This window comes from Actinomadura luzonensis (assembly GCF_022664455.2).
GTDB classification, from domain to species: Bacteria; Actinomycetota; Actinomycetes; order Streptosporangiales; family Streptosporangiaceae; genus Nonomuraea; species Nonomuraea luzonensis.
Map to the genome: position 1 here is coordinate 117843 of NZ_JAKRKC020000001.1, position 11866 is coordinate 129708.

The following is an 11866-nucleotide window of genomic DNA, read 5'->3' on the forward strand; positions in this document are numbered from 1 at the left end:
GTCGCACGAGGAGGCATCCAGATGAGCGAGTATCCGACGGGGACCGGGCGACCGGCTTCCCCGCAGGAGGGAACGCTCCAACAGGGCAAGGCCGCCGCCCGCGAGGTCGCCGGCACCGCCGTGGAGCGCACGGCGCAGGTCGCGGACGAGGCCAAGGTCCAGACCCGCCGGGCGCTGGACGAGCTCCGGGACCGGGTGCGCACCCAGTCCGAGCACCAGAGCCACCGCGCCGCCCAGAGCCTGCGCCAGTGGTCGGAGGACCTGACGGCCCTGCACGAGCAGGCCAAGCCGGACTCCCCGGTGACCAACGTCATGCGCCAGGTCGCCGACCAGGGCCAGCGGGCCGCCGACTACCTCGACGAGAACGGCCTGGCCGGCGTCGTCAACGAGGTGCAGAGCTTCGCCCGCCGCCGTCCCGCCGCGTTCCTGGCCGGGGCGCTGGCCGCGGGGTTCCTGGTGGGCCGCATCATGAAGGCCTCCGGCGAGGGCTCGGGCACGACCGCCCGCCGCACCGACGGGCCGTCCCCGCTGCCCGCCGACACCATGCGCGCCACCACCGCGCCCGCCACCCCGCCCGCCACCCCGCCCGCCACCCCGTACGCCGCCCCGCCGGAGTACGCCACCCCGCCGCAGTACGGCGCCCCGCCCGAGCCGTTCGAGACCACGACGGCCGGCGACGCGCTCGGCCGCGAGGAGACCAGGCCGGTGCCGCCGCTCGGCGCGGAAGGGCCCGGGCCGGTGCCGCCGCGCACCGCTCCCCCGGCCTACGGCGCGGGGAGTGACCTGCCGTGACCGCGCACCACGAGGAGCCGACGCTCGGCCAGCTCGTCGGTGAGATCGGCGAGGACATCTCCAAACTGTTCCGCCAGGAGGTGGAGCTGGCCAAGGCCGAGATCCGGCAGGAGGCCGCCAAGGCGGGCAAGGCCGCCGGCATGCTCGGCGGCGCCGGGTTCGCCGGCTACATGGCCGCGCTGCTGCTGACCCTGGCCGTCATGTTCGGCCTGGGCAACGTCATGGACCTGGGCTGGGCGGCACTCATCGTCGCGGTGATCTGGGCGATCGCCGCAGGCGTGCTGTTCGTGACCGGACGCAACCGGATGCGCGAGGTCAACCCCAAGCCCGAGCAGACCATCGAGACGCTCAAGGAGGACGCGCAATGGGCACGCGACCTGAGGAAGTGAGAAGCGAGATCGCGGCCACGCGCGCGGAGCTCGCCGCCGACGTCGACCGGCTGGCCGACCGGACGAGCCCGGCCCGCATCGCGCGGCGCCGTACCGACCGGATGCGGCAGGCCGCGCGCTCGTTCCGCGAGCGCGTCATGGGCACGCCGTCCTACGCCGCCGACCGGACCCGCGCCGGCGCGCACCACGCCGCCGACACGGTGAGCCACGGCGCCCACCAGGCCGCGCAGACGGTCAAGGAGGGCTCGCAGCAGGCGGCGGAGAGCGTCCGGCACGGCGCCCAGCAGGCCGCCGAGGTCGTGCGGTCCGCGCCGGAGCAGGCGATGCGCGGCACCCAGGGCAACCCGCTGGCCGCCGGCCTGATCGCCTTCGGCGCCGGGCTGCTGGCCGCCGCGCTCATCCCACGCACGCAGGCCGAGGAGCAGGCCGTCGGACAGCTCCGCGAGCAGGTCGGCGACGTGCTGGAGCCGGTCAAGGAGGCCGGGCGCGAGACCGCGCAGCAGCTCGGCCAGGACGCCAAGGAAGTGGCGGGCCAGGCCGCGCAGCAGGTGCGGCAGACCGCCTCCGAGGCGGCCGGCGCCACGGCGGACCACGCGCGCGAGCAGGCCCGCCAGGTCAGCGAGCAGAGCCGCGGCAGGTAACCGCCTCCAGACGCACCGGCCCCCTCGCGGGGCCGGTGCGCCGCCCCTCCGACGTAGCTCACCGTGACAGCAGCAAGGCAGGATCCCATGGCCGAACGCCCCACCCGAGACCTCGCCCGCGAGCCGGACGACCGGCAGGCCCCCGACGGGCCCACCGAGATGCACGGACACTCCTGGCTGGGCGTGCTGCGGCGTACCGTGCGGGAGTTCCAGGACGACAAGCTGACGGACTGGGCGGCCGCGCTGACGTACTACGCGATGCTGTCGATCTTCCCCGCGCTGCTGGCCGTGGTGTCGCTGCTCGGGGTCTTCGGCCAGTCGGTGATCGGCCCGCTCATGGAGAGCCTGCGGCCCATGGCTCCCGGCCCGGCCCAGAGCATCCTGCAGCAGGTGCTGCAGGCGTTGCAGGAGCACCGGCAGGCGGCCGGGATCGCCCTGGTGATCAGCGTCGCCGTGGCGCTCTGGTCCGCCTCCGGGTACGTGGGCGCGTTCATGCGCGCCGCGAACGTCATGTACGAGATGCCCGAGGGCCGTCCGGTGTGGAAGACCCTGCCGCTGCGGCTGGGCATCACGACCGTCCTGGTGATCCTCATGGCCGCCGGCGCGGTCGCCGTCGTCTTCACCGGCAACCTCGCCGCGTACGCCGGGCGGCTGCTCGGCATCGGGGACACGGCTATCACCATCTGGAACTTCGCCAAGTGGCCGGTGCTGGTGCTGATCGTCATCGTCGTGCTGGCGCTGCTGTACTGGTCGGCGCCGAACGTCCGGCACCCCGGCTTCCGGTGGATCACGCCCGGCAGCGCGCTGGCCGTGGTGGTGTGGATCCTGGCCTCGGCCGCGTTCGGGTTCTACGTGGCGAACTTCGCCTCCTACGGCAAGACGTACGCCGCCATGGGCGGGGTGATCGTCTTCATGATCTGGCTGTGGCTGTCGAACGTGGCGGTGCTGCTCGGGGTGGAGTTCGACGCGGAGCTGGCCCGGGGGCGGGCGATCGACGCGGGACAGCCGCCCCAGCGGGAGCCGTACGTGGAGCCGCGCGACACCAGAAAGATGAACGAGGACGAACGCCCCTGACCCCTGACCAGGGCCGCCCTGGCCGGGCCGCCCGGTCGGGCCGCCGCCTGTGCCCTATGGCTCGGCCGTCGCCTGTGCCGCACGGCCGGGCCGCCGCGATGCCGCACGACCGCGCCGCCGCCTGTGCCGCATGGCCGGGCCGGCCGCCGCCTGTGTCCCCCGCCCTGCAAGCCGGGGGCAATTCCGGCGCAAGGGGCCGCCTCTACGCTCGGGGCCGTGATCAGACGACTGCTCCTCGGCGGCGCCGCCCTCGCCGCGTACGCGACCATGACGCTCGCGGCGGCCCCTGCCGGCGCCGCCTCCCTCCCCACGGCCGCCACCGGCTCCGCCGCGGCCGCGCCCGCCGCCACCGCCGGCAAGCTGTTCAAGTCGTGGCTGGCCAACGACCGGCGCGCCGCCGCCAAGGTCGCCACCCCGGCCGCCGTCTCGGCCCTCTTCGGCTACGCCTACCGCGCCCCCGACCGCTTCGACGGTTGCTCGGGGAACGTGTGCCGGTTCGTCCACACCAGCGTGCGGGTGCCCGGCGGGCTCGACGGCATCGCGATGGTCGTGTCCGGCTCGAAGGTCACCAAGGTGTACCTGTCGCGACACCTCGTCAAGCCGTCCGCGGTCGCCGGTCACCTCTTCGCCGCCTGGCGGCGGGGCGACCGCTACAGCGGGCTGGAGGTCGCGTCCACGGGCGCGGTGAAGACGCTGTTCCGGACGAAGTTCGACCCGCACGGCGTCGCCTACCACTTCCAGGGCTGCACGAAGGAGCCCAAGGGCTACTCCTGCGCCTGGTCCTACGAGGGCGGCGCGCTGCTGATGCACGTCCGCGGCTCCCGCTCCGCCGGGTACGAGGTCCGCTCGATCAGCTACATCGCCGACTGAATCCAGGTGTGAACGCCTCGGCCCGTGGTAGCCGAACCTGGACAATCAGGACGACACGGGAGGGCTTCATGGCCGAGGCACTGCTGACCGACGAGGAGATCGACACCGCGATGGCGGCGCTGGAGGGCTGGCGGCGCGACGGCGACGCCCTGGTCAAGGACGTGCCGGTGACCCCCGACAGCCACGGCTGGCTGACCGAGGCGGTGATGAACGAGGCCGACGTGCTCGACCACCATCCCGACATCGAGCACACCGGCCAGGGCATGCGCTTCCGGCTGTCCACCCACAGCGCGGGCGGGGTGACGGCCCGTGACGTGGAGCTCGCCGCCCGCATCGACCACGTCCTCGACGGCGCCGCCCCCGACCGCGGCTGACCGTACTGCCCCGAGGCACTGAGCGGCGGCGGCGCCGGCCGACAGCACCCGGAGGACGACACCGGACGGCGGGGATGGCAGGCCGGTGCGTCAGCGATAGACGATCAGCGATCAGGGGTCAGCGGTCATCGGTCAGCGGTCAGCGGGGGATGAAGCCGCGGTAGACCACGCGCCGCCGCCGCAGCACCGGCCACTCCCGGTCCCGGATGCCGCTCAGCACGAGGGCGGTCATCGCACCGGTGAGCACGCTCCCGACGACAAGGGCCATGACGAGCATGAAGACGATCTCCATGACGTTCCTTCCCGAACCCCGCTGTAGTTGAATTCCGTACTAAGTCGCTCCAACCACCCCCACCCCGCCGCTATTCCGCCCCTTCCACCACCCTGTCGGAAATTCTCGCGCATTCGTCCCGGCCCGGTGTCCATCCCCGGCCGGTCCGTTCGTCGTCATTGCGTAAGGTGACCCGAACCGACCCCGACAGGAGTCCGACCATGAAGTACATGCTGATGATCAACAGTGCCGCCACCGAGCCCGAGCCCGGCGCGTTCCCCGCCGAGGGGTGCGAGGTGTCGGACTGGATGGCCTACGACAAGGCCGTCAAGGAGGCGGGGATCTTCGTCGCCGGCAACTCGCTGGCGGACCTGACCACCGCGACCACGGTCCGCGTCGGGCCGGGCGGCGAGCGCACCGTCACGGACGGGCCGTTCGCCGAAACCCGGGAGGTCCTGGGCGGCTACTACGTCATCGACGTGCCCGACCTCGACGTGGCGCTCGACTGGGCGGCCCGCTGCCCGGGGGCGCGCGGCGGCGGCTCGATCGTGGTCCGCCCGGTGGCCGAGTTCTAGCCGACCCGATGGACGCACGGGACGCACGCCCCACCGGCCCCACCCCGAAGCCACCCCCGGAGCAGCCCGGAAAGGCACCGGCGGAGCAGCCCGGGAGGGCGCCGGCGGAGCAGCCGGGGAAGGCACCGGTGGAGGCGGCGCCCGTGGAGGAGCCCACCACGGCGCCGACCCGGACACCCATGCAACCGCTGGCGGTAGCGCCCGTGAAGAAGCCCGCCGCGACGCCGGCCCGGACGCCCATGGAGCCGCAGACGGCAGCGCCCGTGGAGGAGGCGCCCGCCACGACGCCGGCTCGGACACTCATGGAGCCGCAGACGGCAGCGCCCGTGGAGGAGGCGCCCGCCACGACGCCGGCTCGGACACCCACCACGAAGCCGCAGGCGGGGGCGTCCGTGGAGGCGGTCTTCCGGGAGGAGCACGGCCGCCTCCTCGCCGCCCTCGTCCGCCGCTTCGGGGACCTGGACCTGGCCGAGGAGGTGACCGCGGACGCCCTCGAGGCGGCCCTGGTCCACTGGCCGGTGGACGGCGTCCCGGCCAGGCCGGGGGCATGGCTGATGACGACCGCGCGGCGGCGGGCCGTGGACCGGCTCCGGCGCGACCAGGCGTACGCCGCCCGTCTCGCCCTCCTGCACGTGGAGGCCGAGCGGGCGGCCCCCGCCCCGCCCGCCGACGCCGCCGACGCGGACGGCCTGCCCGACGAGCGGCTGCAGCTCTTCTTCACCTGCTCACACCCGGCCCTGGCCGCCGAGGACCGGGGCGCCCTCATGCTGCGCTGCCTGGCCGGGCTGAGCACGCCCGAGGTCGCGCGGGCCTTCCTGGTGCCGGCCCCCACCATGGCCAAGCGGATCGTGCGGGCCAAGAAGAAGATCCGCGAGGCGCGCGTCCCGTTCCGGGTGCCCGACGCGGACGAACTGCCCGAACGGCTGCCCGGCGTGCTCCAGGTGATCTACTCGATCTTCACCGAGGGCTACGCGGCCAGCTCCGGGCCGCACCTGCAACGGCTCGACCTGGCCGAGGAGGCCATCCGGCTGGCCCGGATCCTGCGCCGCCTGCTGCCCGCCGAGCGCGAGGTCGCCGGGCTGCTGGCGTTGCTGCTGCTGATCCACGCCCGGCGGGCGGCCCGCACCGGGCCGGAGGGCGAGCTCGTCCTGCTGGAGGAGCAGGACAGGGGGCGCTGGGACCGGTCGATGATCGAGGAGGGGCTGGCGCTGGTGCCCGTCGCGCTGGCCGGGCCGCCCGGCCCGTACGGCGTGCAGGCCGCCATCGCCGCGCTGCACGACGAGGCGGCGAACGTCGCCACCACCGACTGGCCGCAGATCGTGGCGCTCTACGACGTGCTGCTCGCCCTCGCCCCGTCGCCGGTGGTGGAGCTGAACCGGGCGGCGGCGGTGGCCCTGCGCGACGGGCCGGAGCAGGGCCTGGCCCTGCTCGACGCCCTGGCCGGGGAGCCGCGCCTGCGCGAGTACGCGCCGTACCTGACGGCCCGCGCCGACCTGCTGGAACGGCTCGGCCGGCGGGCGGAGGCGGCGACCGCCTACCGCGAGGCGCTACGCCTGGTGGGCAACGACCCCGAACGCGCCCACCTCCGCCGCCGCCTGTCCGCCCTGGAACCCCCCGACCTCGCCTGACACCTCCTGCCCACCGCCCGACACCCCAGAAACCCCGCCCCCCACCGACACCCCTGCCCTGCCGCCACCCGATGCCCGAGACCCAAACCTCGTCCGACACCCCTGCCCCCCACCGCCACCCGATGCCCGAGACCCAAACCCCGTCCGATACCCCTGCCCCCCACCGCCACTTGACGCCCCAGACCCGGGAGGTGTCGGTCGGGATTGAGGTTTCGGTCGTCGAGTGGTGGCGGGGCAGGGGGTGTCGGTCAGGGGTGCCTCCCCCCACCACCCGACCTTCCCCCACCACCCGACGCCTCAGATACCCTCCACTGTTGACCGGCCCCCCTGACGCCACCGCCCGGTTCGTCGTCACGTCCACGCGAGGCCGCCTCCCCGTCCCGCCGTCACCGCCGCCCATGAGTGCGTCCTCGACCGGAGCGGTGGTCACGTCGTGGACGGAGGATCGTCCGTGGTGCCCGCGAAGGTGGCGCGTACCTCCTCGGGGGTGTGGGCGAGCGCGTCGGGGTCGGGGTTGGCGGGTGTGACGTGCGGTAGGTGGATGACGATGTCGTACGCCGACAGGGCGTCCACCTCGGTGTAGAGGGTGCCGAGGCGTTGCCGCCCGGCGGCGCGGACCAGGGCGGCGTCCGCCGGGGACAGGCGCCGCAGGTCGGTGGCGAAGGGCCCGTCGGCGGTGGCCGCCATGAGCGCGTCGAGGCTGCCCGGCTCCGGCGGCTCCAGGGGCGCGAAGAACCGGCCGCTGCGGAAGTCGGCGTGCGAGGTGGTGAGTACCTGCCCCGTGCCGCAGGTCGTGGCGATGACGAGGTAGCCGGTGCCGAGCCGGTCGGCGAGGTGCAGGCCCATCGGGTCGAACGGCGGCTGGCCGGGCAGGACGCCGGGACCGCGTTGCAGGTGGCCGTTGTGGGCGGCCAGCACGATGCGGTCCTCACGGCGCAGGACCCAGGCGACGGTGTCCGCCATGGCGGCGTCGCGGACGGCGTAGCCGATGCCGTCGGGGGCGCCGCCGGTGAGCTCGCCGATCACCGTGTCGAGGGCGATGGCGAGGCTCAGCGCGTGGCGGGCGCGTTCGTAGGCGTCGGCGCCGGCGCGGGCGGTGAGGTCGAGGCGCCGGGCGATCAAGCGCGCCATGAGGCGGGACAGGCCCGCCGTCAGCGCGTCCTTGCGTTCGCGCGGCAGGGCGGCGAAGGCGGCGACGGCCTGCGGCGCGGAGAAGACGGAGGCCGGCGCGACGGCGGCCACGGTCTCCCGCAGGGCCGGGTCCGGCCGGTACGCGGGGTCGGCGTCGGCGAGGTAGGCGAGCACGGCGTCCAGCGCCGGCAGCGGGGACACGTTGGAGCCGCCCAGGTCGATGCCGTGGAAGCCGACGGGGCGCGCGGCGGTGGCGTTGTGCGCCCGCATCCACCGCAACTGGTCACGGAGCTGCGTCCATACGCCCATCAGCGAGGTCACGCCGTCGGCCTGGACCCGGCCCAGCTCCTCCGGGCCGCCCTCGCCGCGCACCCAGCCGTCGACCGGACGACCCTCGGTGAAGCCGGACTCAAGCGCGTACGCGCTGAACCCGTGCCGCTCGACCAGATAACGCAGCAGACGGTGACGCAGGAGGTAGAACTCGGCGTTGTAGTGGGAGCTCTCCCCGATCGCCACCACGCGCGCGTCGCCGATCGCCTCATCTAGCCAGGCCAGGTCGTCCAGCGGCGCGGACGGGTCCAGCGTCGCCAGCGGGACGACCGCCTCCTTGCTCAGCGCGGCGCTCACCGACTGACCGCCTTCCGGTAGAGCCGCAGGGCCAGCGGCACGAACACGGCCAGCAGCAGGACCGACCAGAGCAGCGACACCGGCACCGCGTGCCGCAGGGGCCAGGCGTCGGGCACGGGCATGGCCGGGCTGGTGTTGCCGAACAGCTCGCGCGCGCCCTGCACCAGCGTGGAGACCGGGTTCCACTCGGCGACCGGCCGGAGCGGCCCGGGCAGGCGGGTGCTGTCGACGAAGGCGTTGGACAGGAAGACGATCGGGAACGACAGGATGGTCGCCACGTTGTTGAACACCTCGGGGGTGCGCAGGGCCAGCGCGACGGTGGCGGTCACCCAGGAGAAGGCGTAGGAGAACAGCACCAGCATGAAGAAGCCGAGCGCGGCCTCGGCGGGCGAGCTGTGCACCCGCCAGCCGACCAGCAGCCCGACAAGCGCCATCGTGACGATGCTGGTCAAGTTCATGATCAGGTCGCTGACGGTCTGGCCGACGAGCACCGCCGAAGGCGCCATCGGCAGTGTGCGGAACCGGTCGAAGATGCCCTTCTGGAGGTCCTGGGTCAGGGTGTAGCCGGTGATCTGGGCGCTGCTGACGATCGTCATGACGAAGATGCCGGGCAGCAGGTACTCGCCGTACGACATGCCGGGCAGGCTGATCATGCTGCCGAAGACGTAGGTGAACAGCAGCACGAACACGACCGGCAGCATGATCACGCCGCCCAGCAGGTCGGGCACGCGGCGGATCTTCAGCGCGTTGCGCTTGGTGATGGTGACGCCGTCGGCGACGGCGAGACGCAGGGCGTTCATCGTACGCTCTCCTCGATCTTGTCGTCGGCACCGTGCCCGGTGAGGGTCAGGAACACGTCGTCCAGCGTGGGCCGGCGCAGACCGGCGTCGCGCACGGCGATCCGCTCGGCCGCCAGGTGGCCGAGCGCCTTGGTCAGCGCGGCCGCGCCGCCTGCGACCGGGACGGTCACCCGGAGCGCGGCGATGTCGACCTGGATCTCCTCGACGGCGAGCGGCGCCAGCGTGCGCGCGGTGCTCTCCAGGTCGGCGCGGCTGGTCACCGACAGCTCGATGCGGTCGCCGCCGACCTGGTCCTTCAGCTCGTCGGCGGTGCCGAGCGCGATCACCCGGCCGTGGTCGACCACCGCGACGCGGTCGGCGAGCCGGTCGGCCTCCTCCATGTACTGAGTGGTGAGCAGCACGGTGGTGCCCTCGGCCACGAGCTCGGTGATGGTGGCCCACAGGCTCGCCCGGGCGCGCGGGTCGAGGCCGGTGGTGGGCTCGTCGAGGAACAACACAGGCGGCTGGGCGACCAGCGCGCCGGCCAGGTCGAGCCGTCGCCGCATGCCGCCCGACCAGCCCTGCACCGGCCGGTCGGCGGCCCCGGTGAGGTCGAAGCGCTCCAGCAGCTCGCGGGCGCGCTGCCGGCTGCGCCGGACGCCGAGGTGGTAGAGGCGGCCGACCATCTCCAGGTTCTCGGCGCCGGTGAGGTGGTCGTCCACGGCGGCGTACTGGCCGGAGGCGCCGATGCGGGCACGCAGCCGGCGGGCGTCGCGCACGACGTCCAACCCGGCCACCTCGGCGTGACCCGCGTCGGGCTGGAGTAACGTCGTCAGGATCCGCACGGTGGTGGTCTTGCCCGCGCCGTTGGGGCCGAGCAGCCCGAACACCGTGCCCTCGGGGACGCTCAGCTCCAGCCCGTCGAGGGCGGTGACGTCGCCGTACTTCTTGACCAAGCCGGTGGCCTTGATCGCGTCGGACATGGGGGTCTCCCTGGTCGATGGGTCAGGAACGGCGGATGCGGATGTCGCCGTAGGCGGTGTGGGCCCGCACCTCGACGACGTCCTCGGAGGAGCCGGGGCCTTCGGTGGAGTCGAGGCCGACGTCCACCAGCCCGTAGCGCGAGCTGACGTCGAGCCAGGCGGCGCTGCCCTCGCGGATGCCGAGGTCGAGGCCGCCGCCGGTGGTCTCCATGACGACCGCGCCGCGGGCCACCTCGCCGATGCGCACGCTGCCGTAGGCGGTCTTGGCGGCGACGCCGGCCCGCGCGCGGTCGACGGTGATGTCGCCGTAGGCGGAGTTGAGGCGCAGCTCGCCGGTGACCTCGCCGATGCGGAGCTGGCCATGAGAGGTCTTGACGACTGCCGGGCCGTCGACCGTGCCGACCCGGATGTCGCCGTTGGTGGTGGTGATCTCGGCGAAGCCGGCGGCCCGGTCGAGCGAGACGTGACCGTGGGCGGTCTTCAGCCGCACCCGGCCGGCCTGCTCGACGCTGATGTCGCCGTAGGAGGTGGCGAACGCCAGATCGCCGAGCGGGCCGTGACAGTAGAGGCCCTTGGCGGTCTTGGCCTCGACGCGGGAGCCGGCCGGCAGGTGGACCGTCACCTCGACCGAGCCCTCCCAGCCGAGCAGCAGGGAACGGGCCCAGGTGGCGGGCGACTCGACCAGCTTGTCGAGCGACAGGCTCCAGCCGGAGTCGGAGCCGCCGCGGTCGAGGCGGACGAGCAGCCGGCCGCCCGCGTAATCGATCTGTGTGTGCCGGGCGGCCTGCACGTCGGCGTCGTCGAACTCGTCGGACGGGCGGACCTCGACGACGGTGTCGGCGCGCTCGCCCGCGTGGATGCGGATGGTGGCGCCCGCCACGTCGATGAGGGCGTGGATGGGCTCTGGGGTGTCGAAGGTGGGCATCGCGGTTTCCCCGTCGTGGTCGGGCTCGTGGTCAGGTTCGTGAACGGACATCGTCATCACCGCACCCAGCCCCTGTGGCACCCGCCGCCGGGCTGGGACCGCGAGGGCCCGCCGAAGCGCCGACCGGGACGTCGACCGAAACGCTGGCTGGAACGCGGCTCGAAACGCTGGTCAGGACGCTGACCGGGACCTTGGTCGGAGCGCTGGCCGGAGCGGCGGTCGCCGCGGCGGCCTGGCTCGCCGCCGTCGAGCGTGGCGGCGACGGCGCGGACCAGCCAGGCGTTGACCGACAGCCCCTCACGCGCGGCCGCCTCGTCCAGGCGCGGCTTGAGGTGCTCGGGCACCCGGAGCGAGATCCGGGCGGTGCCGCCCTCGTCGCCCTCGGGCGACCCGGGGCGGGCGGCCATCGGCGTCGCGTCGCCCTCGGGCCACCCAGGGCGGACGATCGGCGGCGGCACGCCGCCCTCTGGTCGCTCAAAGCGGCCGGCCGGCGACCTCTCGTCGCTTTCCTCTTCCTCCGCGTACGCGCCGCCATCGTGGTGCAGCGGTGGCGTCACGACGAAGCCGACGTCGCGCCCGACGAGGCGCACCTCGACGCAGCCGGGGGCGAGGTCACGGGTGATCTCGTCGGCGGCGGTGGACACCGCCTCCAGCAGCGCGAGCCTGACGGCCGGTTCGAGCGCGGCGGTGAGGCGCACGGTCAGCGCGTGCGCCTCCTCGCCGCGCGCCCCCGCGGCGACCGTCAGCTCGCGGCGGAGGTGGTCGATGTACGGCGCCAGATCCATGACGCCACTATGACACCATGAT

14 protein-coding genes are annotated in these 11866 nt (G+C 74.0%); 8 read left to right on the plus strand and 6 right to left on the minus strand.

Features of this window, described 5'->3' with window-relative positions; all coding sequences use genetic code 11:
- Positions 1-21: 21 nt before the first annotated feature.
- The 6 genes from MF672_RS00545 to MF672_RS00570 all read left to right on the plus strand — a co-directional run bounded on the left by MF672_RS00545 (position 22) and on the right by MF672_RS00570 (position 4140).
- Positions 22-792 (plus strand): hypothetical protein, encoded by a 771-nt coding sequence (locus MF672_RS00545; protein ID WP_242371646.1) that lies wholly within the window; start codon positions 22-24, stop codon positions 790-792.
- The gene (locus tag MF672_RS00550) at positions 789-1181 is read left to right on the plus strand and encodes a phage holin family protein (RefSeq protein WP_242371644.1); all 393 of its coding nucleotides are present in this window, start codon (positions 789-791) and stop codon (positions 1179-1181) included. The genes MF672_RS00545 and MF672_RS00550 overlap by 4 nt, the downstream gene beginning before the upstream one ends.
- Positions 1157-1822, plus strand: a complete 666-nt coding sequence (locus MF672_RS00555) for a DUF3618 domain-containing protein (protein ID WP_242371642.1) — start codon at positions 1157-1159, stop codon at positions 1820-1822. Before MF672_RS00550 ends, MF672_RS00555 begins: the two co-directional genes overlap by 25 nt.
- 87 nt (positions 1823-1909) lie before the next feature.
- Positions 1910-2896, plus strand: coding sequence for a YihY/virulence factor BrkB family protein (locus MF672_RS00560; RefSeq protein ID WP_242371640.1), 987 nt, complete (start codon positions 1910-1912; stop codon positions 2894-2896).
- A 216-nt stretch (positions 2897-3112) separates the two neighbouring features.
- A complete protein-coding gene (locus tag MF672_RS00565) occupies positions 3113-3766 on the plus strand; it encodes a hypothetical protein (RefSeq protein WP_242371638.1) in 654 nt (217 codons plus the stop codon).
- 68 nt (positions 3767-3834) lie between these two features.
- The gene (locus tag MF672_RS00570; RefSeq protein WP_242371636.1) at positions 3835-4140 is read left to right on the plus strand and encodes a 4a-hydroxytetrahydrobiopterin dehydratase; all 306 of its coding nucleotides are present in this window, start codon (positions 3835-3837) and stop codon (positions 4138-4140) included.
- Between the two features lie 139 nt (positions 4141-4279).
- Here the strand turns inward: MF672_RS00570 and MF672_RS00575 are convergent, their stop codons facing one another.
- Complete coding sequence (locus MF672_RS00575; protein WP_242371634.1) at positions 4280-4432, minus strand: hypothetical protein; 153 nt, start codon at positions 4430-4432, stop codon at positions 4280-4282.
- Between the two features lie 200 nt (positions 4433-4632).
- Here MF672_RS00575 and MF672_RS00580 point away from each other — a divergent pair, with 200 nt between their 5' ends.
- Both MF672_RS00580 and MF672_RS00585 read left to right on the plus strand, forming a co-directional pair.
- The gene (locus tag MF672_RS00580; protein WP_242371632.1) at positions 4633-4986 is read left to right on the plus strand and encodes a YciI family protein; all 354 of its coding nucleotides are present in this window, start codon (positions 4633-4635) and stop codon (positions 4984-4986) included.
- Between the two features lie 203 nt (positions 4987-5189).
- A complete protein-coding gene (locus tag MF672_RS00585; protein ID WP_242371630.1) occupies positions 5190-6614 on the plus strand; it encodes an RNA polymerase sigma factor in 1425 nt (474 codons plus the stop codon).
- A gap of 426 nt (positions 6615-7040) precedes the next feature.
- Here the strand turns inward: MF672_RS00585 and MF672_RS00590 are convergent, their stop codons facing one another.
- Genes MF672_RS00590 through MF672_RS00610 form a run of 5 tightly spaced genes read right to left on the minus strand, consistent with a single transcriptional unit; the run spans position 7041 to position 11844 of the window.
- Positions 7041-8372 carry an erythromycin esterase family protein gene (locus MF672_RS00590; RefSeq protein ID WP_242371628.1) on the minus strand — a complete coding sequence of 444 codons (1332 nt, stop codon included), beginning with the start codon at positions 8370-8372 and terminating at the stop codon, positions 7041-7043.
- Positions 8369-9172, minus strand: a complete 804-nt coding sequence (locus tag MF672_RS00595; protein ID WP_242371627.1) for an ABC transporter permease — start codon at positions 9170-9172, stop codon at positions 8369-8371. Before MF672_RS00595 ends, MF672_RS00590 begins: the two co-directional genes overlap by 4 nt.
- Positions 9169-10134 carry an ATP-binding cassette domain-containing protein gene (locus MF672_RS00600; RefSeq protein ID WP_242371625.1) on the minus strand — a complete coding sequence of 322 codons (966 nt, stop codon included), beginning with the start codon at positions 10132-10134 and terminating at the stop codon, positions 9169-9171. The genes MF672_RS00595 and MF672_RS00600 overlap by 4 nt, the downstream gene beginning before the upstream one ends.
- Positions 10135-10156: 22 nt before the next feature.
- Positions 10157-11110, minus strand: coding sequence for a DUF4097 family beta strand repeat-containing protein (locus tag MF672_RS00605; protein WP_242371623.1), 954 nt, complete (start codon positions 11108-11110; stop codon positions 10157-10159).
- 5 nt (positions 11111-11115) lie between these two features.
- Positions 11116-11844 carry a toxin-antitoxin system HicB family antitoxin gene (locus MF672_RS00610; protein WP_308210459.1) on the minus strand — a complete coding sequence of 243 codons (729 nt, stop codon included), beginning with the start codon at positions 11842-11844 and terminating at the stop codon, positions 11116-11118.
- Positions 11845-11866: the final 22 nt, after the last annotated feature.